Origin of the sequence: Methylobacterium sp. Leaf108, assembly GCF_001423265.1 — a bacterium.
Taxonomy (GTDB): Bacteria; Pseudomonadota; Alphaproteobacteria; order Rhizobiales; family Beijerinckiaceae; genus Methylobacterium.
The window spans coordinates 756,298-778,553 of record NZ_LMND01000001.1 but is presented as its reverse complement, the minus strand read 5'-3'; the positions used below and the strand labels follow the sequence as shown (position 1 = coordinate 778,553).

The 22,256-nt window shown below is 71.1% G+C and carries 23 protein-coding genes and 1 pseudogene; 7 read left to right on the top strand and 17 right to left on the bottom strand.

What is annotated here, in order from left to right; genetic code table 11:
* Window positions 1-474: integrase core domain-containing protein (locus ASF39_RS03670; RefSeq protein WP_244472248.1), on the top strand; the 474-nt coding region annotated here is incomplete at its 5' end.
* Window positions 359-826 (top strand): annotated as a pseudogene (locus ASF39_RS03665) (integrase core domain-containing protein); the annotation flags it as partial. The gene ASF39_RS03670 and the pseudogene ASF39_RS03665, both read left to right, overlap by 116 nt.
* A 236-nt stretch (window positions 827-1,062) precedes the next feature.
* Here the strand turns inward: ASF39_RS03665 and ASF39_RS03660 are convergent.
* The 3 genes from ASF39_RS03660 to rlmN all read right to left on the bottom strand — a co-directional run bounded on the left by ASF39_RS03660 (window position 1,063) and on the right by rlmN (window position 5,122).
* Window positions 1,063-1,824, bottom strand: coding sequence for a lysophospholipid acyltransferase family protein (locus ASF39_RS03660; RefSeq protein ID WP_055880551.1), 762 nt, complete (start codon window positions 1,822-1,824; stop codon window positions 1,063-1,065).
* A gap of 297 nt (window positions 1,825-2,121) precedes the next feature.
* Window positions 2,122-3,864, bottom strand: a complete 1,743-nt coding sequence (ggt, locus tag ASF39_RS03655; protein ID WP_055880554.1) for a gamma-glutamyltransferase — start codon at window positions 3,862-3,864, stop codon at window positions 2,122-2,124.
* A complete protein-coding gene (gene rlmN / locus ASF39_RS03650) occupies window positions 3,833-5,122 on the bottom strand; it encodes a 23S rRNA (adenine(2503)-C(2))-methyltransferase RlmN (RefSeq protein ID WP_055880558.1) in 1,290 nt (429 codons plus the stop codon). Before rlmN ends, ggt begins: the two co-directional genes overlap by 32 nt.
* Before the next feature lie 152 nt (window positions 5,123-5,274).
* Between rlmN and ASF39_RS03645 the strand changes: the two genes are divergently transcribed.
* Window positions 5,275-5,994: a GDSL-type esterase/lipase family protein gene (locus tag ASF39_RS03645; RefSeq protein ID WP_055880561.1), complete on the top strand. Its 720-nt coding sequence runs from the start codon at window positions 5,275-5,277 to the stop codon at window positions 5,992-5,994.
* A gap of 156 nt (window positions 5,995-6,150) precedes the next feature.
* On the opposite strand, the gene ASF39_RS03640 is transcribed toward ASF39_RS03645, so the two are convergent.
* From ASF39_RS03640 to ASF39_RS03600, 9 genes are all read right to left on the bottom strand, one after another.
* On the bottom strand, window positions 6,151-6,549 hold the full coding sequence (locus ASF39_RS03640; RefSeq protein ID WP_055880564.1) for a hypothetical protein: 399 nt from the start codon (window positions 6,547-6,549) through the stop codon (window positions 6,151-6,153).
* A 124-nt stretch (window positions 6,550-6,673) separates the two neighbouring features.
* Entirely contained in the window at window positions 6,674-7,975 is a 1,302-nt protein-coding gene (locus ASF39_RS03635) for a PHB depolymerase family esterase (protein ID WP_055880568.1), read from the bottom strand.
* A 78-nt stretch (window positions 7,976-8,053) separates the two neighbouring features.
* A complete protein-coding gene (locus ASF39_RS03630) occupies window positions 8,054-8,491 on the bottom strand; it encodes a hypothetical protein (RefSeq protein WP_055881284.1) in 438 nt (145 codons plus the stop codon).
* Between the two features lie 84 nt (window positions 8,492-8,575).
* Window positions 8,576-9,298 (bottom strand): DNA polymerase III subunit epsilon, encoded by a 723-nt coding sequence (gene dnaQ, locus ASF39_RS03625; RefSeq protein ID WP_056281059.1) that lies wholly within the window; start codon window positions 9,296-9,298, stop codon window positions 8,576-8,578.
* Window positions 9,299-9,322: 24 nt separating this feature from the next.
* Window positions 9,323-9,922, bottom strand: a complete 600-nt coding sequence (coaE, locus tag ASF39_RS03620) for a dephospho-CoA kinase (protein ID WP_056281057.1) — start codon at window positions 9,920-9,922, stop codon at window positions 9,323-9,325.
* Window positions 9,919-10,758: a shikimate dehydrogenase gene (locus tag ASF39_RS03615; RefSeq protein WP_056281055.1), complete on the bottom strand. Its 840-nt coding sequence runs from the start codon at window positions 10,756-10,758 to the stop codon at window positions 9,919-9,921. The genes coaE and ASF39_RS03615 overlap by 4 nt, the downstream gene beginning before the upstream one ends.
* The gene (locus ASF39_RS03610) at window positions 10,755-11,684 is read right to left on the bottom strand and encodes a cation diffusion facilitator family transporter (RefSeq protein ID WP_056281053.1); all 930 of its coding nucleotides are present in this window, start codon (window positions 11,682-11,684) and stop codon (window positions 10,755-10,757) included. Before ASF39_RS03610 ends, ASF39_RS03615 begins: the two co-directional genes overlap by 4 nt.
* A gap of 161 nt (window positions 11,685-11,845) precedes the next feature.
* Window positions 11,846-12,472: a Maf family nucleotide pyrophosphatase gene (locus ASF39_RS03605; protein ID WP_244472247.1), complete on the bottom strand. Its 627-nt coding sequence runs from the start codon at window positions 12,470-12,472 to the stop codon at window positions 11,846-11,848.
* 3 nt (window positions 12,473-12,475) lie between these two features.
* The gene (locus ASF39_RS03600; RefSeq protein WP_055880596.1) at window positions 12,476-13,306 is read right to left on the bottom strand and encodes a pyruvate, water dikinase regulatory protein; all 831 of its coding nucleotides are present in this window, start codon (window positions 13,304-13,306) and stop codon (window positions 12,476-12,478) included.
* A 530-nt stretch (window positions 13,307-13,836) separates the two neighbouring features.
* Here ASF39_RS03600 and hemE point away from each other — a divergent pair.
* Both hemE and hemJ read left to right on the top strand, forming a co-directional pair.
* A complete protein-coding gene (hemE, locus tag ASF39_RS03595; protein WP_056281050.1) occupies window positions 13,837-14,898 on the top strand; it encodes a uroporphyrinogen decarboxylase in 1,062 nt (353 codons plus the stop codon).
* Window positions 14,895-15,341 carry a protoporphyrinogen oxidase HemJ gene (hemJ, locus tag ASF39_RS03590; RefSeq protein WP_055880602.1) on the top strand — a complete coding sequence of 149 codons (447 nt, stop codon included), beginning with the start codon at window positions 14,895-14,897 and terminating at the stop codon, window positions 15,339-15,341. Before hemE ends, hemJ begins: the two co-directional genes overlap by 4 nt.
* Before the next feature lie 96 nt (window positions 15,342-15,437).
* On the opposite strand, the gene ASF39_RS03585 is transcribed toward hemJ, so the two are convergent.
* Entirely contained in the window at window positions 15,438-16,331 is an 894-nt protein-coding gene (locus ASF39_RS03585; RefSeq protein WP_056281048.1) for a C40 family peptidase, read from the bottom strand.
* Between the two features lie 261 nt (window positions 16,332-16,592).
* On the opposite strand from ASF39_RS03585, the gene ASF39_RS03580 reads away from it, so the two are divergent.
* Window positions 16,593-16,949 (top strand): hypothetical protein, encoded by a 357-nt coding sequence (locus ASF39_RS03580; protein ID WP_055880608.1) that lies wholly within the window; start codon window positions 16,593-16,595, stop codon window positions 16,947-16,949.
* A gap of 21 nt (window positions 16,950-16,970) precedes the next feature.
* On the opposite strand, the gene ASF39_RS03575 is transcribed toward ASF39_RS03580, so the two are convergent.
* From ASF39_RS03575 to ASF39_RS03565, 3 genes are all read right to left on the bottom strand, one after another.
* On the bottom strand, window positions 16,971-17,651 hold the full coding sequence (locus tag ASF39_RS03575) for an SDR family NAD(P)-dependent oxidoreductase (RefSeq protein WP_056281046.1): 681 nt from the start codon (window positions 17,649-17,651) through the stop codon (window positions 16,971-16,973).
* Window positions 17,652-18,321: 670 nt separating this feature from the next.
* Window positions 18,322-19,476: an aminotransferase class I/II-fold pyridoxal phosphate-dependent enzyme gene (locus ASF39_RS03570; protein WP_056281044.1), complete on the bottom strand. Its 1,155-nt coding sequence runs from the start codon at window positions 19,474-19,476 to the stop codon at window positions 18,322-18,324.
* A 120-nt stretch (window positions 19,477-19,596) separates the two neighbouring features.
* The gene (locus tag ASF39_RS03565; RefSeq protein WP_055880621.1) at window positions 19,597-19,842 is read right to left on the bottom strand and encodes a hypothetical protein; all 246 of its coding nucleotides are present in this window, start codon (window positions 19,840-19,842) and stop codon (window positions 19,597-19,599) included.
* Between the two features lie 162 nt (window positions 19,843-20,004).
* On the opposite strand from ASF39_RS03565, the gene ASF39_RS03560 reads away from it, so the two are divergent.
* Entirely contained in the window at window positions 20,005-20,589 is a 585-nt protein-coding gene (locus ASF39_RS03560) for a phospholipase A2 family protein (RefSeq protein ID WP_055880625.1), read from the top strand.
* A 79-nt stretch (window positions 20,590-20,668) separates the two neighbouring features.
* On the opposite strand, the gene ASF39_RS03555 is transcribed toward ASF39_RS03560, so the two are convergent.
* Complete coding sequence (locus ASF39_RS03555) at window positions 20,669-22,168, bottom strand: hypothetical protein (RefSeq protein ID WP_244472246.1); 1,500 nt, start codon at window positions 22,166-22,168, stop codon at window positions 20,669-20,671.
* Window positions 22,169-22,256 lie beyond the last annotated feature (88 nt).

Sequence of the window (22,256 nt, the reverse complement as noted above, 5' to 3'; positions counted from 1 at the left end):
ATCGACGTGCTCTCGGACCTGTTCATCCTGCGTGGCGTACCGGGCCATATTCGTTCGGATAATGGGCCGGAGTTCATCGCGAAGGCTGTGCAAGCCTGGATCACCGCGGTCGGCAGCAAAACCGCCTACATCACGCCAGGCTCACCGTGGGAGAATGGGTACGTCGAGAGCTTCAACGCGCGTCTGCGCGACGAACTCCTGAATGGCGAGATCTTCTMCACACWCAAGGAGGCGCAAATCGTGATCGAAAGCTGGAGGCGTCACTACAACGGCGTGCGCCCACATGCATCGCTGGGATACCGGCCGCCGGCACCCGAGGTGTTCGTGCCAGCGTTCTCCGCTTGGCCAGCTGCGCTCCACACACGAATGCCTGGCGATCCGGGTCGCACGCAAGCTCAAGGGGATCGACGTCATCGACGTGCTCTCGGACCTGTTCATCCTGCGTGGCGTACCGGGCCATATTCGTTCGGATAATGGGCCGGAGTTCATCGCGAAGGCTGTGCAAGCCTGGATCACCGCGRTCGGCAGCAAAACCGCCTAYATCACGCCAGGCTCACCGTGGGAGAATGGGTACGTCGAGAGCTTCAACGCGCGTCTGCGCGACGAACTCCTGAATGGCGAGATCTTCTACACCCTCAAGGAGGCGCARATCGTGATCGAAAGCTGGAGGCGTCACTACAACGGCGTGCGCCCACATGCATCGCTGGGATAYCGGCCGCCGGCACCCGAGGTGTTCGTGCCAGCGTTCTCCGCTTGGCCAGCTGCGCTCGCCCGACCAGCTCCGCCGGCCAAGCTACCCGTGGTGGAGCGGCCTACCGCGCACTAACTTTACCCTTGGACCACCGCGTGGGGGCCGATCACCGTCAGGGACAGAGCGTCGCTGAAGAATGAGATCGTTTCCTCTCCATGAAGCCTCGGTGAAGCGCGCACCTCTCCTCCCCCTTGTGGGGAGGAGTAGGGCGGTGGGGGTGGTTCCGCCTGCCACCGACCGAGCGTCGCCCAGCCACCACCACCCCCTGAACCTCCTCCCCACAAAGGGGTGGGGAGAGCGTTCGGCCCTCCTCACGCCATGCGCTGCGGTTCCCGCTCTTCCCGCGCGAGGACCGGCGCCGGGTAGGGTGCGGCGGCCAGCAGCGCGTTCGAGGCGTCCTCGACCCGCTCCTGCAACCGGTCGAGGAACGTCGCGCGGTCGAGGCCCGGCAGGATCGGGGGCAGGAAGGCGATGACGGTGGTGCCCGGGCGCCGCATCAGGCTGCGGCGCGGCCAATAGAGGCCGGTGTCGAGGGCCACGGGCACGCAGGGCACGTCGAGCGCCGCGTAGAGATGGGTGATGCCGAGCTTGTAGGCGGGGGCGGCGCCGGGCGCCCGGCGGGTCCCCTCGGGGAAGATGATGAGCTGGCGGCCGTCGCGGATCGCCTGGGCGGCGGCCTCGTTCATGGTCGCCATCGCCTTGGCGCCGCGGCTGCGGTCGATCGCCACCATGCCGCTGCGCGACAGGTACCAGCCGATCAGCGGGATCCAGAGAAGCTCGCGCTTGAGGATGTAGGCGAAGTCCGGGAACACCGTGACCAGCGCCAGGGTCTCCAGCGCCGACTGGTGCTTGGCCGCCACGATGCAGGCCCCGGCCGGCCGGTTCTCCAGGCCGCGGAACTCCACCGTCAGACCGCCGACCACGCGCAGCAGCCACAGGGTGGTGCGGCCCCAGACCTGCGCCAGCCGGATCACCGCGCGGCGGGAGACCAGGGTCGGCAGGCCGGCCACGGCGATCACCGTGGTGGCGAGGTAGAAGGCGCAGTTGAAGGCAAGCGATCGGAGGAGGAGCATCGACGACCCGGGTCACGCCGCCCCCGCGACGCCGGGGCCGGCCGCCTGCGTGTAGCGCGCCGGTCCCCGCTTCACCACCGTGCCGGGTAGGGAGTCGGGACAATCGGGTGAAACCCGATTGTCGATGGACCGGGCGCGAAGAGCGCCCCGCGGAGCGGGCTTTGCAGGACGCACGTCCTGCAAAGCGTCGCGCGAAGCGTGAGCCCAAGGCCGCGGATGCGGCCGCCGGCGCTTGAGGCAAACCCAAGACGACAGGGCGATCGGGTTCACCCGAGCGCCCTGGGTAGGGAGTGGCCCTCAATATCCCTCGGCGAGGGTGCCGCGCTGGCGCGGATCGGCGGCCCCGGCGAGCAATCCCTCCGCCGCCATCACGGAATTGGCCGAGCCGGAGCTCTGGCCCACCGCCACGGCGTGGCCCCGCGCGCGCAGGAGCGCCAGGGTATCGGGCGAGACGCCCTCCTCGACGCTCAGGCGGTCGGGCCGCCACTGGTGGTGGATGCGCGGGGCCGCCACCGCCTGGGCGAGGTTGAAGCCGAAGTCGACGAGGCCGACCACCACCTGCAGCACGGTCGAGATGATGCGGCTGCCCCCCGGGCTGCCGGTGGCCAGCACCAGCCGGCCGTCCCGGAACAGGAAGGTCGGGGTCATCGACGAGAGCGGGCGGGCGCCGGCCGCCACCGCGTTGGCCTTGCCGCCCACGAGGCCGTAGGCGTTGGTGGCCCCGACCTTGGCCGAGAAATCGTCCATCTCGTTGTTGAGGAGCACGCCGGTACCCTCGGCGACGAGGCCGACGCCGTAGGAGAAGTTGAGGGTGGTGGTGTTCGAGACCGCGTTGCCGGCCGCATCGATCACCGAGAAGTGGGTGGTCTGGTCGGGCTCGAACGCGAGCGGATCGCCGGCCTTGACGGAATCGGCGCTGCGGGCGCGGGCCGGATCGATGGCCGCGCGTAAGGTCGCGGCGTAGGATTTCGCGGTCAGCCCCTCCACCGGCACCTGGGTGTGGGCGGGGTCGCCGAGCCAGGTGGCGCGGTCGGCGTAGGCGGGCTTCATCGCCTCGGCCAGATGATGGATCGCCTCGGCGCTGCCCGCCCCCATCCGGGCGAGGTCGAAGCCCTCCAGGATGTTGAGGATCTGCAGGAGATGGATGCCGCCCGAACTCGGCGGCGGCATCGAGACGACCTCGTAGCCGCGGTAGCGGCCGCGCACCGGCTCGCGCACCACCGTGCGGTAGGCATCGAGATCGGCCGCCGTCATCACGCCGCCCGCCCCCCGCACCGCCGCGGCGATCCTCTCGGCGACCGGCCCGCGGTAGAAGGCGTCGGCCCCTCGCGCGGCGATGGCCTTGAGGGTGTCGGCGAGATCGGTCTGGACGAGGGTGTCGCCGCGGGCCAGGGGCGCGGTCCCGGAGAAGAAGATCGCCCGGCTCGACGGCCAGCGCCCCAAGAGCCCGGCGGCCCGGGGCAGCGAATCGGCGAGCCCGGCCTCCACCGGGATGCCGCCGCGGGCCAGCGCCTCGGCCGGGGCGACGAGATCGGCGAGCGACAGGCGGCCCGAACCGTAGAGGCGGTGGGCGTCGGTCAGGCCCCGCACGGTGCCGGGCACGCCGATGGCCTTGCCGCTCCGGGTGGAGGCGGACGGGTCGGGCTCGCCGCGGGCGTCGAGGAACATGTCGCGGCTGGCCGCCGCCGGGGCGGTCTCGCGGTAGTCGATCGCCACCGTGGCCGCCGGCTCGGCCCGGTGCACCAGCATGAAGCCGCCGCCGCCGAGGTTGCCCGCCCGCGGCAGGGTCACGGCCAGGGCGAACCCCACCGCCACGGCGGCATCGACGGCGTTGCCGCCGCGCCTGAGAATGTCGACCCCGACCCGCGTCGCCGTGGCGTCCTGCGACGAGACCATGCCGTGGCGCGCCAATACCGGGAGCACCCGGGCGTCGTCGGACTGGATCGGCGGCGTCTGCGCCCGGAGCGGTCCGCTCAGGAGAAGGAGGGCGAGCCCGACGCGGAGAAGGTCAGTCGTCGTCGCTCTCGTCGGCTGCCGCATAGAGTCCTTCCGCACCGATCCCCTCGTCGAGCATCATGCGGGCGCGCGCCCGCAGCTTTTCCGTCTCGCTCTTCAGCTGGCCGCAGGCGGCCAGGATGTCGCGGCCGCGCGGGGTCCGCACGGGAGAGGCGTAGCCGGCGTCGTAGACGATCTCGGCGAAGCGCTCGATCCGCTCCCACTCGGAGCAGGCGTAGGCCGAGCCCGGCCAGGGGTTGAACGGGATCAGGTTGATCTTGGCCGGGATGCCCTTGAGCAGGCGCACGAGTTCGCGGGCGTCGGCGTCGGTGTCGTTGACGCCCTTGAGCATCACGTATTCGAAGGTGATGCGCCGGGCGTTGTTGAGGCCCGGATAGGCGCGGCAGGCGGCGATCAGCTCGGCCAGCGGGTACTTGCGGTTGAGCGGCACCAGGGTGTCGCGCAGGTCGTCGCGCACGGCGTGCAGCGAGATCGCCAGCATCGCATGGGCGTCGGTGCCCAGGCGCTGCATCTGCGGCACCACCCCGGAGGTCGAGACGGTGATGCGCCGGCGCGAGAGGCCGAGCCCGTCCTGGTCGGCCATGACGCCGACGGCGTCGATCACCGCGTCGGTGTTGTAGAGGGGTTCGCCCATGCCCATGAACACGATGTTGGTCACCGCCCGCCGGGTCTCGTCGGCCCCGGCCTGCACCGGGTTCTGGCCGGCCCAATCGTTGAGGCGGTCACGGGCCACTACCACCTGGGCCGTGATCTCGGCGGCGGTGAGGTTGCGCACGAGGCGCTGGGTGCCGGTGTGGCAGAACGAGCAGGTGAGCGTGCAGCCGACCTGGGAGGAGACGCACAGGGTGCCCCTCCCCCGGCCGGGAATGTAGACGCATTCGATCTCGGCGCCGCGGTTGTGGTCGTGCCGGCCGGTGGGCGGCATCCGCAGGAGCCACTTGCGGGTGCCGTCGCGAGAAACCTGCTCGGTGACGACCTCGGGCCGGTCGAGGGTATAGGCCTCGGCGAGCTGCGCCTTCAGCCCCTTGCCGACGTTGGTCATGTCGGAGAACTGGGTGGCGCCGCGCACGTTGAGCCAGTGCCAGACCTGGGCGGCGCGCATCTTCTGCTCGCGCTCGGACACGCCGATCGCCCCGAGCCGGGCCTTCAGGTCGTCGCGGGTCAGCCCGACCAGGGACGAGCGCACCCCCGGCACCGCCTCGGGGACGAAATCGGGCAGCTTCTCGATTGCTGTCACGGCGCCCGCCTCGCGCGCCGCGGTGTCGAACGACGCCGTCGCCATGGAATGTCTCGTGCCTTCGAAGATTTTTGGGGAACGGCCTCCTCTTAGGCGATTCCGCGGTCGAACGCGAATGGCGCCGTTGCGCTTGCGGGCGGGCGGGCGGCGACGGTAAGGCGGCGGGCCGCCCGGGCCGGGCACGGGCGGAGGAACGGATGATCCGAGCGATCCACGTCGGCGCCCTGGTGGCGCTGTGTCTCCTGTCTCCGGCCCAGGCGCAGGACGCGGCCTGCGACGAGGCCGACATCGCGGTGGCGACGATCCCGGTGCCGCCCCAGAGCGCCACCGCCTATCGACGCGCCCGGGCGGTCGGCGTCACGGTTGGCGAAGCGCAGGACGGCGATGTCGTCCTGCTCGGCGACAGCCTGACCCAGCTATGGCCCGCCGCATCGGTGGCCGAGACCTTCGGTGCGAAGGTCCTGAACCTCGGCGTCGGCAGCGACCGCACCCAGAACGTCCTGTGGCGCCTGCAGGACGCGCGCTACGCGACGCTGTCGCCGCGCACCGTGTTTCTGATGATCGGCACCAACAACCTCGGCTATCTCGACAAGGTCTGCGCGATCCGGGAGGGGGTCCGGCAGATCGTCGAGCGGATCGACGCCCTGTGGCGCAAGCCGAGGCTGGTGGTGGTGGGCATCCTGCCCAGGGGCAAGAAATCCGCCTTTCGCGATGCCGACCGCATCGGTTTCAACCGCGAACTCGAGAACCTCCTGACGAGGCGGGGCAACGCCGTGATGGTGGACGACACCGCCCTGCGCTGCGCCGACGACCACTGCCCGACCTTCGCGCCCGACATGGTCCATCTGACCCCGGAGGGATACGCGGTGCTCGGCGCTGCGGTCCGCCTGAGGTTGGAGGCGGCGGGAGCGCCGTGAGGACAGGCGGGTTCGCGCTCGCGCATCTCCGAACGCTGTCGGCTCCTCCCACACCCTGCCCTCATCCCGAGGTGTCGGGTGGAAGGGCAGCGTCCGCGGGAGAAAGGTGACGCGACACCCGCCTCGCGCCAGGTGCGACGGCCGAAAAGCCCGACCCTACTGCGCCGGCTTCGGCTCGGCCGGCGCAGCGGCGGGCAGGAGCACGTCCTTGGCGACGGTGCCCTCCGGGCCGTACTCGCCGGCCACCGCGAGGCAGGAGCGCTCGCGGTTGAGCTGCATCTGGTTGGACATCAGCGCGAACATGGTCTGGACCTTGGCGCCGAAGGGGCCGCGCGGGGCGACGTCCTTGGGGTCGACGTTCTGCTTCTGGAGCAGGGCGTCGAACTGCTCGACGCCGATGCGGTAGCCGCAGACGTTGGCCGCCGAGAAAATGTAGGCGGCGAACTCCAAGGCGCGCGGGTTGGGCGCGTTGCGGATCTGCGCGCTCGCAAACGTCGGTGCGGCCGCGAGGGCGAGCCCCAGGACGAGGCGCAGGGGGAGCGGGGATGTCGACATGGCGTGGTGGTTTCCTCAATCGTCCCGCGCGGGCTGCTCAAACGTCCCGCTTCGGAGACCGCCACATAGGTCGGTCCGCCGCTGCGGCCAAGGGACCACATCGAAGCACCGACCGCTTGCCCCGTCAGTGCCCGAGGCTGTGCGAGAGGAAGAAGGTGAGCATGGCGCGCGATGCGTCGGGTCCACGCGGGTCGGTGTAGCTCGCCCCCGCACGCCCTCCCGACCAGGCGTGGCCGAGGCCCTTGACCACCCAGTTCTCCACCAGCACGCGGCCGTCGGCGTCGGCATAGCGGGTGCGGGTATAGGCGAGGCCGCCGGGGCTGGCCTGAGGAGCGGGCGTCTCCAGCGCTTCGAGCCGGGCGATGCCGGCCTGGGCCAGGACCTGGTCGCCGTTGCGGGGGCTGACGGTGCCATCGCCCTCGCCGTGGACGACGATGGTGGGGATGCGGATGCCCGCCGCCGGTGCCCCGAAGCCATTGGGCGGATTGGCGCCCGGGGCGCCCATGTTCATGGCCATCAGGGCGGAGGAGAGGTCGCGGGCGCAGCCCGCCGCCAGCCCCGAATGGACGCCGACCCCGGCATAGAGGTCGGGATAGGCATGGGCGACGTTGGCCGCCGCCGCCGCACCGGCCGAGAGCCCGGCGATGTAGACGCGGGCGGGATCGGCCCCGTGCGCGGCGGTGACCGCCCTGGTGATGCCGGCGATGATGCCGGCCTCGCCGCCGTCGCGGCCCTGGTCGCGCGGCTCGAACCAGTTCCAGCACTTCTGGCCGTTGGCCCGGCCGGACTGGCCTGGATAAACCACCAGGAACCCGAGTTCCTCGGCGAGCTCGTTCATGCCGGTGCCGGCGGCGAAGTCGTCGGGCGACTGCGAGCAGCCGTGCAGCATCACCACCAGCGGCGGCCGGGCCGCGAGGTTGCTCGGAACGTAGAGCTTGTAGGAACGGGCGCCGGCGGCGTTCTCGAAGGCATGTTCGGAGAAGGTGCCGGCCCCGGCCACCCGCGGTGCCACCGCCGCGCCCGGCACCAGCCCCTTGAACAACGGCGCGACGTTGCGCCCGAGCCCGCCGACCACGGTGCTGACGACCTCGCGCACCCGCTCCGGCAGCACCGGGCCCTGGAAGCCGGCCCGGTTGAACGCCGCCGCCTGCGGCGCCTCGGGCGCCTGCGAGGTGGACGAGGACGCGGACGTGGTCTTGGAGGAGGACGCGGGACGCGGCTCGACCGGTTCGGCCGTCAGGTCGATGGTCCTGGGTTCGATCGCCTTCGGCTGGGACGGGTTCGGCTGGGAGGAGGTCGGCGCGGCGCCGGTCAGGGCCCGCTGGATCAGCGCGGTCGCCTCGTGCAGGCGCCCTGCCCCGGTCATGCGGGTGGCCTCCATCATTTCGGCGATGCGGGCCTGGATTCCGTTCGACGACTCGGACATGGGGGAATCGCTTTCAAGAACGTCCGGTCTCCCTTCGGAGACGCGTGGCGCTATCGGGACAAGGGGGTATCGGCTGGATCAGCGCAGGCGGTCGCTCAGGGCCGCCTTGACGGCGGGGCTGGCGTGCAGGCTGCCCAGGACGTCGAGGGAGGCGATGGTGGCCCGGGCGAGGTCGGGGCTCACGTCGTAGGCGATGCTGGCGAGGCCCAGCACCCGGATGTGCAGGGTCTCGCCCCTGGCGCGGGCGTCTTCGAGGTCGGCGCGGGTGAAGTGGCGCAGTCCCAGCTCCACCCGGTTGCGAGCCACCGCCTGGCGGGTCACCTCGGCATGGCGTTCGGTCTGGTTACGGATGGCGGTGCGGATGAAGTCGGTGCGGTTGGCATAGACCCCCTCGGAGACGAGGAGGTCGATATGGCCGAGATCGACGAAACCGAGGTTGATCGTGATCTTCTCGCTATCGCCGGAGCGCGCGGGGGCCTTGCCCGGAGCTACCGGCGGGTCCTCGATCTGCAGCATCACCACCATCCTCACGCCATCCCGTTGGATGGTATATGGGCTTGCGATGATGCATTGCAATATGCACGATCGTGCAACGCAGCATCACGCCGCGTCGGTGGCGCTGCGGTAGTCGGACCAGACCGGGGTTCCGCCCAGGGTGGCGCAGAAGGCGGCGTGCGCCTCCCGTTCGGCGGGGGTGATGCGGCTGCGGGCACGGCGCGGCGCGGCGGCGCCGACCTCGTCGCCCGGGGCGAGGCCGGGGTCCTGCGAGGCGGTGAGCGCGGTCAGCCCGAGGGTGGTCTGCTTGCCGCCCAGCAGCTCCATGTAGACTTCGGCGAGGATCTGCGCGTCGAGGAGCGCCCCGTGCTTGGTGCGCCGGGCGGTGTCGATGCCGTAGCGGACGCACAGAGCATCGAGGTTGTTGGCCGCGCCGGGGTGCTTGCGCCGCGCCAGCTGCAGGGTGTCGACCACCGACTCGAGGACGATCGGCGGCGGGGCGGCGGCGGCCAGCCGCGCGAACTCGGCGTTGAGGAAGCCCACGTCGAAGGGGGCGTTGTGGATGACGAGGGGGGAATCGCCGCAGAACGCGACGAGGTCCGCGACGATGTCGGCGAACAGCGGCTTGTCGGCCAGAAAGGCGTCCGAGAGGCCGTGGACGGCGAACGCCCCCTGCGAGACCGGCCGCTGCGGGTTGCAGTAGCGGTGGAAATTCACCCCGGTCTGGATGTGGTTGACGAGTTCGACGCAGCCGATCTCGATCAACCGGTCGCCGCCCTTGGCATCGGTGCCGGTGGTTTCGGTGTCGAGGACGATCTCGCGCAGCATGTGGCATTCCGGTTGGCGACGGCTTCAGCCGCGCAATCGTTCAAGGATAGCATCGACCTCCCTTTCGGTCCGGTCAAAGCCGTGGCCGGTGTCGATCACGATGTCGGCGCGCGCCCGTTTCTCGGCATCGGGCATCTGCTTGGCGAGGATCGCCGAGAACACCGCCTCCGTCATCCCGGGCCGGGCGAGCACCCGCGCGCGCTGCACCTCCGGATCGGCCGTGACGACGAGGACGGCGTCGCAGCGGCGCTCGGCACCGCTCTCGTAGAGGAGGGGGATGTCGAGGACGACAAGGGGCGCGTCGGCGTGGCGGGCCAGGAAGGCCCGGCTCTCCGCCTGGACGAGGGGATGGACGATCGCTTCCAGAGCGGCCATGCGGGCGGGATCGCCGAGCACCGCCGCGCGCAGGGCCTTGCGGTCGACGGCGCCGTCGGCGCCGACCGCATCCGGTGCGATCGCGGCGATGGCCGGCCCAGCCCCTCCTCCCGGCCCGTAGAGGGCATGGACGGCCGCGTCGGAATCGTGAACGGGCACGCCGCGCTTGGCGAACATCGCCGCCGTCGCCGATTTGCCCATGCCGATCGACCCGGTGAGGCCGAGGACCGTCCGCGCGCGCCCGGTCATGACGGGGCGAGGTCGGCGAGGATGCGCTCGCGCAGGGCCGGCGTCACCGAAGGGGTGCGGCCGAACCAGCGGGCGAACCCCGGCACCGCCTGGTGCAGCAGCATGCCGAGCCCGTCGACGGCATCGAGCCCGCGGGCGCGGGCGGCGGCCAGCAGCGGCGTCTCGAGGGGTGCGTAGACGATGTCGGCCACCGCCGCCTCGGAGCCCAGCGCCGCCACGTCGAGGACGAGGGGCGGATGGCCGGCCATGCCGAGCGAGGTCGTGTTGACGAGGAGCCCGGCGGGCGCGAGCGCGGCGGGGAGTTCGTCCCAGGCGATGGCGCGGACGCGGGCGGGGTCGAGGGCGACGAGGCCGAGCGCCCGTTCGGGCGTGCGGTTGGCCACTGCCACCCGGGCGATGCCGCGTTCGAGGAGCCCGACCACGATGGCCCGCGCCGCTCCCCCCGCCCCGAGCACGACGGCCGAGCCGTCGCCGCGGCTCGGCCAGTCGCGACCCAGGCTCTGGTCGAGGTGGGCGATGAAGCCCGGTGCGTCGGTGTTGTCGCCGGTGAGCCGGCCGTCCTCGGAAAAGAACAGGGTGTTGACCGCGCCGATGCGGGCGGCCCGCGGGGTAAGGACGTCGACGAGGGCGAAGGCAGCCTCCTTGTGGGGGATGGTGACGTTGCCGCCGGCCAGCCCCTGCTCGCGCAGGTCGCGCAGGAAGGCGGGAAACGCCGAGGGCGCCACGTCGATCCGCTCGTAGCGCCCGTCGATCCCGAACGCGGCGAGCCAATGGCCGTGGATCAGCGGCGAGCGCGAATGGGCGATGGGGTGGCCGACGACGAAGGCGCGGATCATGGGCGGCAGCCTTGCGCGAGGGGACAGGCGGGGCCGCCGGGATCCTCGATCTGGAGCGTGGTGTGGGCGATGCCGAAGCGGTGGCGCAGGGCCTCGGCCGTCTCGACCAGGAAGCCGTTGCCGGGGTGCCCGGCTGCCATGACGAGGTGGGCGGTCAGCGCCGTCTCGGTGGTGCTCACCGGCCAGACGTGGAGGTCGTGCAGGGCGCTCACCCCCGGCCGTGCGGTGAGGAAGGCGGCGATGGCCGCGGGGTCGAGGTTCTGCGGCACCGCCGAGAGCGCCATGACGGTGCTGTCGCGCAGGAGGCCCCAGGAACTCCAAACGATGAGGGCGGCGATGACGAGGCTCACCAGCGGGTCGACCCAGTCGAACCCGGTGACCAGGATGACGAGGCCGGCGACCACGACGCCGGCCGAGACGGCGGTGTCGGCGAGCATGTGGAGGTAGGCGCCGCGGATGTTGATGTCGCCCTTGCGCCCGGAGGCGAACAGCCAGGCGGTGACGCCGTTGACGAGGATGCCGACGCCGGCCACCGCCATCACGGTGCCGCCGGCCACGGGGGTGGGATCGACGAGGCGCGAGGCCGCCTCCCAGATGATCATCCCGGTGGCGAGCAGGAGGAAGACCGCGTTGAACAGCGCCGCCAGGATCGACGACCCGCGCAGCCCGTAGGTGAAGCGGGCGCTCGCCGGCCGCGTCACCAGGCGCGAGGCGACCCAGGCGACGACGAGGGCGAGCACGTCGGAGAGGTTGTGCCCGGCATCGGCCACCAGCGACATCGACTGGCTGGCGACGCCGTAGCCGGCCTCCACCACCACGAACACCGTGTTGAGGACGATGCCGATGGCGAAGGCCCGCCCGAACGAGGCGGGGGCGTGATCATGTCCGTGATGACCGTGGTGATGGTCGTGCGCGTGATCGGCCACGAGGCGCCCTTATCGTCTTGTGTGGAGGGTTCGATACCCTGACCGCTCTGTGGGATCGAGAGGTGCGCATCCCCTCTCCCCGCCTGCCGGGAAAGGCGAACCCGCGATCCACCCTGACGAGCCGTGAGGACCGTCGACTGCGGTCCGTCCACGCGCCCGTGTCAGAACGCGAGGCATCCCCGCTCCCGCAACCGCTTCAACAACGGCAGCAGCGGCAACCCCAGGATCGTGCTGTGGTCGCCCTCGATCCTCTCGAACAGGTGGATGCCCAGGCCCTCGAGCTGGTAGCCGCCGACGCTGGCGGTCACCCGCGCCGGCCCGGCCAGCGCGACGTAGCGGGCGATCTGCTCCGCATCGAGGCGGCGCAGGGTCAGCCGCGCCTCCTCGACGAAGCCGTCCACCACCTCGCCCCCTTCGGCGATGGCCACGGCCGCGTGCAGGCTGTGGGTCCGGCCCGAGAGCATCGCGATCTGTTCCCGCGCCTGGGCGAGGTCGGCCGGCTTGTGCAGGAACGCGCCGTCGCAGGACAGGACCTGGTCGGCGCCGACCACGAGGCGGCCGGGAAACCGCTGCGCGACCGCGCGGGCCTTGGCCCGGGCGAGCACCAGGGCGAGGGCGGCCGGGCCGTCGTGACCGGCGGCCTCCAGTCCCCGCTCGTCGACATCGGCCGCGCAGGCCTCGACGGTGAGCCCGGCGCCGTCCAGCAGCAGGCGCCGGGTCGGGCTGGCGGAGGCCAGGAGCAGCGGGTCGGACCGGGTCCAGAGGCTGGTCATGGAATGGCCTGCCATCGCTCAGCTGGCGATGAACTTGAGGCGGTGCTCGCGGTGCAGGTCGAGGATGGCGGCGGCCGTCTCCTCGATCGAGCGGCGGGTGACGTCGATGGTCGGCCAGCGGTGCTTGGCGCACAGCCGGCGGCAGGCGGCGACCTCGTCGGCGACCGCGCTGCGGTCGACGTAGAGCGAGGAATCGTCGGCCTTGAGGCTGAGGAGCCGGTTCTGGCGGATGTGCACGATGCGCTCGGGGCTGGCGAGCAGGCCGACCATCAGCGGCTTGCGCGCGGTCTCGAGGGATTCGGGCACCGGCATGTTGGGCACCAGGGGGAAGTTCGCGGTCTTGAGCCCGCGGTTGGCCAGATAGATCGCGGTGGGCGTCTTCGAGGTGCGGCTGACCCCGATCAGGATGACGTCGGCCTCGTCGAGGTCGAGGGGCAGGTTGCCGTCGTCGTGCGCCAGGGTGAAGTTCATGGCGTCGATGCGCTTGAAGTACTCGGCGTTCAGCATGTGCTGGGCGCCCGGCCGGGCCGTCGTCTCGGCCCCGAGGTAGGACTGCAGCAGGGCGTGCACCGGCTGCAGCACCGACAGGCAGGGCGAGCCGGTCTCGCGGCAGGCCGCCTCCAGGCGCTGGGTGAGGTCGTGGCCGACGAGGGTGTAGAGCACGAGGCCGGGTGCGGCCTCGATCTCCGAGATCACCCGCTCCAGCTGCGGCCCCGAGCGGACGAGCGGATAGACGTGCTCGATGGCCGAGATGCCCTCGTATTGCGCGGCCGCCGCCCGGCCGACGTTGATGAGGGTCTCGCCGGTGGAATCCGACACGAGATGGAGATGGAAGTAGCTTCGGCTCATCGGGCGCAGAGGTCCTTCGGCGCGATCGGGACGGCGGCCGGTCGGGGCGTCATCCACCGCGTCGCGCGGGAGGAGTCGACGAGTGTGGATAAGCCGGCTCAACGGGACCGTCCAGGGATCTCGCCTGCACGATCGTCGACTCCTGGATCAACAGCGTGTCGCAACCGACTCGTGCCGGGACCGGTTTTGGGAGAATCCGGGACGGCGAGCGGTCGTCGGGGAGGGTCGAGGCGGCAAGCGCCTGACTCTGCTGATCGAATGCTCAGATTGCTCACGATCCGTTAAAGCCCGGTTAACGCCGTCGCCCCAGGGATCGCCTGTGGATGGATTTCCGCTCCCGACATCCAGTCTCCAACTGAAAAAACAGAGTCCTCAAGAGTCTTTCTTTCTCTCTTTAAGGGGGCCCTGTGTGGATCGATCCGAGGCGATTCCACGATCGGGGCGGCGCCGGCGTTTTCGCTCTGGCCAAGACCCCGATCGGTGATGCTACACACGACACCGACGCCGACACCCCGTTTCGAGGAGACCCGATGAGCCAGCTTCGCCGAGAGGACCGCGCGGTCCTGCGTGTCCTGTCCGGAGAAGCCATGTTTCCGCCTCCGGCCTGGGTGATGCGACAGGCCGGGCGCTACCTGCCGGAGTACCGCGAGGTTCGTGCCAGGGCCGGGTCGTTCCTCGACCTCTGCTACACCCCCGACTATGCGGTGGAAGTGACCCTGCAGCCGATCCGCCGGTTCGGCTTCGAGGCCTCGATCCTGTTCTCCGACATCCTCGTGATCCCCGACGCGCTGGGCCAGAGGGTGCGGTTCGTTGAGGGCGAAGGCCCCCGCCTCGACCCGCTGGAGGGCCGGGCCGAGTTCGACCGCCTGCGCCAGGCCGACGACCCGGCGATCTTCACCCACCTCGCGCCGGTGTTCGAGGCGGTGCGGCGGCTGCGGGCCGAACTGCCCTTCGAGACCACCTTGCTCGGGTTCTGCGGCGCGCCCTGGACGGTGGCGAGCTACATGATCGGCGGGCGCGGCACGCCGGATCTCGCCCCTTCGCGCGACCTCGCCCGCCGCGAGCCCGAACTGGTGAAGGCGCTGATCGACCGCCTGGTCGACGTGCAGATCGAATACCTCGTGCGTCAGTTCGAGGCCGGCGTCGACGCCGTGCAGATCTTCGAGTCGCACGCCGGCACGCTGCCGGAGACGCAGGGCGACGCCCTCAAGCAATGGTCGTTCGAGCCCATCGCCCGGATGGTCGCCGGCGTGCGCGCCCGGGTGCCGGGCGCCAGGATCATCGTGTTCGCCCGCGGCTCGGGCCTCGAGGGCCACGCCCGCGTGGTGCCCGAAACCGGCGCCGATGCTGTGGGCGTCGACTGGTCGGTGGATCTCGCCGAATTGCGTGCCCGCATCCCCGACACCACGGTGACGCAGGGCAACGTCCACCCCGACGTGCTGATCGAGGGCGGCGAGGCGCTGGACGCGGCCGTCGACGCGGTGCGTGAGGCGGTGAAGGGCAGGCCCCACATCTTCAACCTCGGCCACGGCATCACGCCGCAGACGCCGATCGCTCACGTCGAGCGGATGCTGGCGCGCCTTCGCCGATGAGCGACCTCTACCTCTGGATCAAGGCCGGCCACGTCGTCGCGATGATCGCCTGGATGGCGGCGCTGCTCTACCTGCCGCGCCTGTTCGTCTACCACGCCTCGCTGCCGCCCGGTCCCGGGTCGGCGGGGCAGTCCGAGACGTTCAAGGTGATGGAGCGCCGGCTCCTCAAGGCGATCATGACGCCGGCCATGATCGCCACCTGGGCCTTCGGCCTCGTCCTGGTCTGGCAGAGCGGCTATTGGGCCGAGGGCTGGATGCAGGCCAAACTCGCCCTGGTGCTGGCGATGAGCGGCATCCACGGCTGGCTCGCCCGCATGGTCAAGGACTTCGCCGCCGACCGGAACCGGCGCGGCCACAAGTTCTACCGCGTCATCAACGAGGTGCCGACGCTCCTGATGATCGTCGTGGTGGTGCTGGTGATCGTGAAGCCCGGTCTCTGGTGAGCGGGCGGATTTTTGCCTGACGGCCCGTCCCTCGCGGGAAAGCGCATCGCCGCAGCACGGACGACGGCGGTATCGCTCCCCCCGCGATCGCGGCCCTCAGCCCGGCCGTCGCAGGGACGTCACCGCGCCGTAGCTCGTCTCGCGGATGCGCGTCATCGCCGTGTCGAGGGGTTCGGCCGCCACCGCCATGTGATGGCCGTTGGCGTGAATGAGGGTGGCCGGGTCGAGCATGATCCCGACGTGGCCGCGCCAGAACACGAGGTCGCCCCGCCGCAGGCCGGACGGGTCGAGGGGCAGCGCCTCGCCCAGGGCCGCCTCCTGCTGGTCGGCGTCGCGGGGGACGGACAGGCCGGCGAGCGAGCAGCACAACTGCACCAGGCCTGAGCAGTCGAGGCCCAGGCTGGTGCGGCCGCCCCACAGGTAGGGCGTCCCGATCAGCCGCTCGGCGCTCCCGGCGATGTCGGCCGCCGTCTCCTCGAGGGGGGCGCAATGGGCCGCGAACACGAAGGCGTCGTGGATGAGCCGGCCGTCCGCCGCGATGCCCCCAACGATCCGGCGATAGGCGCCCTCGCTCTCGCCGAGCGCGAGGGTGGCGCCGAGCCCGAGATGGGCCAGCACCGGCTGCTTCAGGTCCGGCGCGGGATAGACGAAGGTGCGCAGCGCCGTGACGCGGTGGGTGGGCGTGGGGTCGACCGGGCCCAGCGCCGCGCTCGGCAGGTAGCCGACGTAGCCGTCGCTGCCGAGCTGCACGAAGGAGAATCCCTCCCAATCCTCGTAGAGTGTCACCGGCTCGCCCCGCTGCGCCTCGGTATCGAGGCCCGCGTCGCGGCCGGGGCCGCGGCAGAGGGGGGCCGAGCCGGCGAGCACCCGGCGCGGCTCGCCCTCGACGTAGCGCGTCGCGGTGATCCGGCCGCGCAGGCGATGGTCGGCGAGGTCGGGGCGCGCCGGCAACAGGCGGCGGTCGGTGGTGGCGAAGCGATCGACGGTCATCGCGCGAGATTATCGGGCGGCGACCGGCCCATCGCAAGTCGACCGCCCGTGCGGCGACTCTCGCGGCATGACGACGCAGACTTCTGCCTCATCGCTCATCATCGGGGCCCGGATTGCCCTTTGGTATGGCGGTGGGCCCGGAGCCGTGGTCGAAATCCGGTCATCGGGGCGAAAAACCCGCTCGAGCCTCGCTCGCCGCGCGGGGCGGGCCGCGTTTGGTGCAATGCACAAAGCGGACGGTCTGGCGTATATCCTCATGGGATGACGATCGCGAGCCGTGCTGTGAAGAAGATTCCGAAATCCTTCCAGGATCTCCCGCCGATCCGCGTCCGCCGCGAGCCGCCGACGATTCCCGAGGCCGTGGCCGCCGCCCGCGACCTCGCCGACGACGTCGAGCAGCAGGTGGAGATCGCCGCCGGGCTGATCGGCCTGCCCCTCGACGAGGTCCGCCCCCACGTGCTGGAGGCGGCCAAGGCGCGGCCCGAGCGGCAGCCGGAGCGCATCCTCAGCACCGGCACCCCGAACCGGCCGCCCCGCACCGTCATCGTGGAGCGCCGCACCCGCCCGCCGGTGATCGTCGAGCGCCGTGGCCGCCCCCCCATCGACGGGCGGCGGTAGCACCGGGAACCCGGTCGGCCCTCACCAGTCCAGCGTCTTGCCCGTGTAGTCGAGGTAGACGCAGCCGGTCTGGCCGAGGCGTCCCTCGATCACGTCGGCGACACCGTTGACGCTCGTCTCCACGTCGATGTCGGCGTCCGCCCCGCCCATCTCGGTGCGAACCCAGCCCGGATGGATCAACGCCACGCCGAAACCCTCGTCGCGGTGGCGGATTTCGAAGCTGCGCGCCAGGGTGTTCAGGGCCGCCTTGCTGGCGCGGTAGTTTTCCCAGCCGCCGCTGTCGTTGAGGCCGACGCTGCCGAGCACCGAGCTCATGACGGCGACAAGCCCGCCCGGCGCCAGCCGGTCGCGGAACGCTTCGGCGAAGCGGACCGGGCTGACGGCATTGGTGAGATAGACGGCGGCCGCGACCTCGCGCGGCACCAGGTGCAGCGGATCGTGCGCCTGGGTCGCCACGCCCGCCACCACGAACACCAGGTCGAAGCGGCGCCCGCCGAGGCGGTCGTGCAGCGCGGCCACCGCCGCGTCGTCGTCGATGTCGGCCGTCTCGAGGTCGAGCGCGTCGGACGCGATCGCGGCGAGACCGGGCGAGGGCGATCGCTGCGTGGCGGTGACGGACCAGCCGCGTGCCAGGAAGGTCTCGACGAGGCCGAGGCCGAGCCCGCGCGAGGCTCCGACGATGAGGGCGTTGCGCTGTGCCATGGGGAGGATCCTCGCTGTCGCTCAGGGCGCGGTGACGGGTGTCTGCGCCCCGTGAAGTCGGGCGGCCGCCGCCTTCGGGCAACGCCGAGGAGGTGCGCTGGCACACCGGTCTTTTTCGCGCGTCGAGGTCCGTCCCGACCGGGTCGTCGTTTGATATTGGCTCGCCGTCCGCTGAGGATGGAAGTAGACCTTCTCAAACTCAGGATGAGTGGGTAAGCTCATCTATGCCATGGCGTCATTATCTAATTATCTCGTGTCTAACTGCCCTTCTATTGGGGCCTGGACAAGCGCAGTCCGAAGGCATTGGGGAGTGGGCGACGCAAGCAAGTCGAGACATTGCCCAGCAAATCCGGCTGCCTTCCGTTTACAGGCGACCAACCGGCCCACCGACGACGATCGTTCAGTTCGTGGTGAACCGCGCAGGTAACGTCAGCGACATCGTGGTAGTGAAAGGCAGTGGTTCGGCGGATCTGGACGATGCAGTCATTCGTGCTGTCCGATCCGCGAGACCGCTGCCGTTGCCTCCTCTGCCGCCCAACACATCGACATTGAAAGCAACACTGCCGATTACATTCCGATGAAATTATGCCGATGAAATTATGCTTTGAACGGCTCGCACTCCTGCGTGGCCGCTAAGGGCCGACAGCCAACGCTTGAGCGGCGCCAGATTTCAAACCGAGACGCTGGCCCACGACCGGGCTCGCAGCGCGGCGATGGCCTCGGCCAGCGCGTCGACCTGCGCCTCGGTATGGGCCGCCGAGAGCGCCACCCGCAGCCGCGCGGTGCCCGCCGGGACGGTGGGCGGTCGGATCGCCACCACCAGGAAGCCGCGCTCTTCCAGGGCCGCCGAGAGCGCCAGGGCCGATGCCGCCTCGCCGACGTGGATCGGCACGATCGGGCTTTGCGCCTCCGGCAACCCGAGGGCGGCGGTGAGGCGGCGGGCGAGGGTCAACGGCCGGGCGGCCCGCTCGGGCTCGGCCTCGAGGATGGCCAGTGCGGCCAGCGCCGCCGCCGCCGAGGCCGGCGGCAGGCCGGTGGTGTAGACGAAGCTGGCCGCCCGGCTCGTGAGCAGGTCGACGACGGCGCGGGACGCGCACAGATAGCCGCCGTAGGAGCCGAGCGCCTTCGACAGGGTACCCATTTCCAGCGGTGCGCGCGCATCGGGGCCGATCACCCCGAGGCCGTGGGCATCGTCCACCACCGTCCAGGCGTCGTGGCGCTCCGCCACCGACAGGATGTCGGCGACCGGGCCGCGGTCGCCGTCCATGCTGAACACCCGCTCGGTGAGGATCAGGGCGTGGCGATGCCGGGCGCGATGGCGCTCCAGGGCCGCGGCGAGATCGGCCGTGTCGTTGTGAGCGAAACGGACCACCTGCGCACCCGAGAGCCGGGCCCCGGCCCAGAGGCAGGAGTGTGCCAGGGAATCGACGAGGACGAGGTCGCGCGGCCCGGCGAGCCCGGTGACGATGCCGAGGTTGGCCAGGTAGCCGCTGCCGAACACCAGGGCGGCTTGCGTGCCCTTGTGGGCGGCCAGCCGCTCCTCGAGGGCAGGGAGTAGCGGGTGGCTGCCGGTGACGAGGCGCGAGGCCCCCGCCCCGGCCCCGTAGCGGGCGGTCGCGGCTTGCGCCGCCGCGATCACCCGCGGGTCGTTGGAGAGCCCGAGGTAGTCGTTGCAGGAGAACGAGACCAGGGCGCGGCCCCCGCGCTCGGCCATGGCAGCGGCCCCGCGCGCGGTCGGCACGAGGCGCCGGCGCAGGGCGGTCTCCTCCAGGCGGGCGAGCTGCGCACCCGCAAAGGCGTCGAGACTGGAGATGGACCCGTGCATGCGCCCGTGGAAGCGATGCGGACACCCGGATGTCAAGGGAACGCGGGACGTGTGGTCGGCAGGACCGCGATCCTGCCAACCGTCGATGTGCGGCGCGCGGAGGTCCTGCGCCGCACGATCTCAGCCCTTCTTCTTGTAGGCTTGGATGGCGGTCTGGCAGCCCGGGGACAGCTTGGACATGTTCTTTTCGAAGCAGGCCTGTGTCTCGGGACCGTCCTCGGGCGGCAGACCGGCGCAGAACTGCGTGAAGTCGCCGGCGCACTGCTGTTGCAGCACGGCCTTGTCCTCGGCCGACATGGGAGCGGCCAACGCGGCACCCCCGGCCATCGCGGCCAGAACGACGCCCAGCCCAAAACGTACCAGCATGATGTGCTCCCAAGACGCCCGGCCTGTCCGGGCTGACGAGAACGTCAGGGACGCCGGAACCGTTGCACGCGCCTTTCGCCTTGCGCCGGGGGCGTGGCCGTGCCGGTCCGGAACGGAATCGCCGGGCTCGGTGTTGCTGGCTCCGCATTCTTGGGGGACTCGATGAGACCATATCTCCTCGCGCTGGTCGGGCTGTTGCTCGTGGCCGGCTCGCAGGCCGTTTCGGCACAGGTCGCCGCCGAGGAGACGCCCGCGACGTCGGAGGTGGACGAGCCGCGCCCGGGCCCACCGCCGCCGCTGCCGGATCTCGCCGACCCGAACGCCCGCGCCGGCCAGGCCCTGAACGAGCCCGACGAACGCTCCGGCATCCCGAAGGTGTTGCGCGGCTCGGCATCCAAGGCGGGCGGCCCCGCCAACGACCTCAACCCGGGAGGCGACACCGAGGCGCCGGCCCCGCCGCGCGGCGACCTCGGCAGGGTCCTGGCCGGCAAGGAATTGTTCCACGGGAACTACTGCGGGACGGGTCAGCGCGGCGAGGGATTGCCGCCCACCGACGCCCTCGACGAGGCCTGCATGCGCCACGACACCTGCTACGACACCAGCGGATACAGATCCTGCGCCTGCGATGCGGCCCTCAAGCGCGAGGCGAGCGCCGTCTCCGACAGCCCGCGAGCCTCCCTGGAGGTCCGGCGCCGTGCCCTCAGCGTGATCGAGGCGGCCGCCGCCATGGCGTGCCGCACGCCCTGATGCCGGCAACTCTACCGGGCCGGCAACTCTACCGGGCCGGCAACTCTACCGGGCCGGCAACTCTACCGGGCCGGCAACTCTACCGGGCCGGCTTGGCGATCCGGTAGAGCGTGAAGCGCGAGCCCGCCGCCAGCCGCGTCAGGAGCTGCGGCAGCGGATTCGGGACCACCGGGCCGACGAGGTAGAGATAGGTGAAATCGGCGGGCCAGTTCCGGACGAAGGCGGGCTGGTCGAGGGCGGGGCCGCCGTTGGCGATGGCGGCCAGCACCGCGATGGGGGCGGGGCCGCCGTAGGGCACGGCGAGGCGCCGATAGGGCTCGCGCACCGTGATCGGCTGCTTGCCCGCGGCCGTGAACAGCGTCGGCACGAAGGCCTGTGCATAGGCCACCGCCAGGGTCGGCGCGTTGTAGATCGGGTATTCGCTCAAGCTTGAGAGCGGTGGGTCGGCCCCCTCCCCGCTGTGGCCGACGAGGACGCGCGCACCCCGGTCGATCTGCCCGAACGAGGCGACCAGCGTGGCGTATTCGGTGCGGTAGCCCTGCGCCACCACCAGCGCGGTGGCGAGGTTGACCAGGATGACGCAGAGGACGGCGCCCGTGGCGATCCGGGCGAAGCGTTCGCTCGGCGGCGTGAACGCGAGGAAGCCCGGCACGATCAGGGCGGCGGCGACCACCACCCGCAGGTCGACGAAGGCGGTGTCGAACAGCGTCGTCGGCAGGGCGACGAACAGCAGCGCCAGCCCGGCCATGAGCCACAGGCCCGATTGCAGGACGCGCACCGCCCGGTGCTTGGCGAGGAGATAGCCGAGCACCGCCAGCACCGCGGTGCCGGCGAGCGAGAGCCCCATGTGGTAGCCGTTGAGGGTGACGACGAAGGCGCGCAGCTTCCAGGCGGCGTTCCAGACCGTGCCCTGCGACCCGACCTGGCCGCCGAAGGCCAGCATCAGCCCGAGAAGGACGACGGCCGGGGCGGCGAGGCCCGCGAACCGGAGACCCGTCTCGCGCAGGGGCGGGCGCCGGGTCGCCGCCCGCCAGGCTTCGTGCAGGCCGAGCGTGACGCCGTAGAGCCCGAGCGCGAACAGATGCGCGCCGAACAGCACCGCCACGACGAGGGCGTGGAGGACGAGCCGCAGCGGCCAGGGCCGGTCCTGCAGCACGAGCCAGCCCGCGATGCCCCACAGGGCGATCCCGAGCCCGAACTGGAAGTTCACGAAGCCCCAGGCGAAGGGGACGCTGGTGAGCATCATGACGGCGAAGAACCCGCTCGCCTCGAACCGGCGCTTGACCGCGCCTTCGATGGCGCAGGCGCCGGTGACGGTGAGGATCTGGCTCAGCAACAGGAACAGCCGGGTCGCCGCCTCCACGCTCATCGACCGGGCGAGCTGCGGCACCGCGAGGTCCATGGCGAGGTTGGGAGAGAACGCCCAGGTCACCGCATAGGCCGGGTTGGCGGCCGCGGTGCCGTCGGTCACGAGGACCACCATGCGGGCGAGGTGGTTGGGGTAGTCGACCATCGCCGGGATCGTCGTCGTCAGGACCGGCAGGAGCGCCAGGACGAACAGCACCGCGAAGGTCGCCACGCGCAACCGCGTCGGGGGGGCGAAAAAAGGTGGGTCGTTGACCATCGGGGCGGAGCGCGTCTCTACCGGTGGATCGGGTGTTTCACGG

What these genes read in the sequence shown, in the direction of transcription:
- ASF39_RS03635 (WP_055880568.1), bottom strand. Translation starts at nt 7,975, where the DNA reads ATGTCCGAGTCGTCGAACGGAATCCAGGCCCGCATCGCCGAAATGATG.
- ASF39_RS03645 (WP_055880561.1), top strand. Translation starts at nt 5,275, where the DNA reads ATGATCCGAGCGATCCACGTCGGCGCCCTGGTGGCGCTGTGTCTCCTG.
- ASF39_RS03575 (WP_056281046.1), bottom strand. Translation starts at nt 17,651, where the DNA reads ATGGCACAGCGCAACGCCCTCATCGTCGGAGCCTCGCGCGGGCTCGGC.
- ASF39_RS03600 (WP_055880596.1), bottom strand. Translation starts at nt 13,306, where the DNA reads ATGAGCCGAAGCTACTTCCATCTCCATCTCGTGTCGGATTCCACCGGC.
- ASF39_RS03640 (WP_055880564.1), bottom strand. Translation starts at nt 6,549, where the DNA reads ATGTCGACATCCCCGCTCCCCCTGCGCCTCGTCCTGGGGCTCGCCCTC.
- dnaQ (WP_056281059.1), bottom strand. Translation starts at nt 9,298, where the DNA reads ATGCTGCGCGAGATCGTCCTCGACACCGAAACCACCGGCACCGATGCC.
- coaE (WP_056281057.1), bottom strand. Translation starts at nt 9,922, where the DNA reads ATGACCGGGCGCGCGCGGACGGTCCTCGGCCTCACCGGGTCGATCGGC.
- ggt (WP_055880554.1), bottom strand. Translation starts at nt 3,864, where the DNA reads ATGCGGCAGCCGACGAGAGCGACGACGACTGACCTTCTCCGCGTCGGG.
- ASF39_RS03605 (WP_244472247.1), bottom strand. Translation starts at nt 12,472, where the DNA reads ATGGCAGGCCATTCCATGACCAGCCTCTGGACCCGGTCCGACCCGCTG.
- rlmN (WP_055880558.1), bottom strand. Translation starts at nt 5,122, where the DNA reads ATGGCGACGGCGTCGTTCGACACCGCGGCGCGCGAGGCGGGCGCCGTG.
- ASF39_RS03585 (WP_056281048.1), bottom strand. Translation starts at nt 16,331, where the DNA reads ATGACCGTCGATCGCTTCGCCACCACCGACCGCCGCCTGTTGCCGGCG.
- ASF39_RS03580 (WP_055880608.1), top strand. Translation starts at nt 16,593, where the DNA reads ATGACGATCGCGAGCCGTGCTGTGAAGAAGATTCCGAAATCCTTCCAG.
- ASF39_RS03660 (WP_055880551.1), bottom strand. Translation starts at nt 1,824, where the DNA reads ATGCTCCTCCTCCGATCGCTTGCCTTCAACTGCGCCTTCTACCTCGCC.
- hemE (WP_056281050.1), top strand. Translation starts at nt 13,837, where the DNA reads ATGAGCCAGCTTCGCCGAGAGGACCGCGCGGTCCTGCGTGTCCTGTCC.
- ASF39_RS03560 (WP_055880625.1), top strand. Translation starts at nt 20,005, where the DNA reads ATGAGACCATATCTCCTCGCGCTGGTCGGGCTGTTGCTCGTGGCCGGC.
- ASF39_RS03565 (WP_055880621.1), bottom strand. Translation starts at nt 19,842, where the DNA reads ATGCTGGTACGTTTTGGGCTGGGCGTCGTTCTGGCCGCGATGGCCGGG.
- ASF39_RS03570 (WP_056281044.1), bottom strand. Translation starts at nt 19,476, where the DNA reads ATGCACGGGTCCATCTCCAGTCTCGACGCCTTTGCGGGTGCGCAGCTC.
- hemJ (WP_055880602.1), top strand. Translation starts at nt 14,895, where the DNA reads ATGAGCGACCTCTACCTCTGGATCAAGGCCGGCCACGTCGTCGCGATG.
- ASF39_RS03630 (WP_055881284.1), bottom strand. Translation starts at nt 8,491, where the DNA reads ATGCTGCAGATCGAGGACCCGCCGGTAGCTCCGGGCAAGGCCCCCGCG.
- ASF39_RS03615 (WP_056281055.1), bottom strand. Translation starts at nt 10,758, where the DNA reads ATGATCCGCGCCTTCGTCGTCGGCCACCCCATCGCCCATTCGCGCTCG.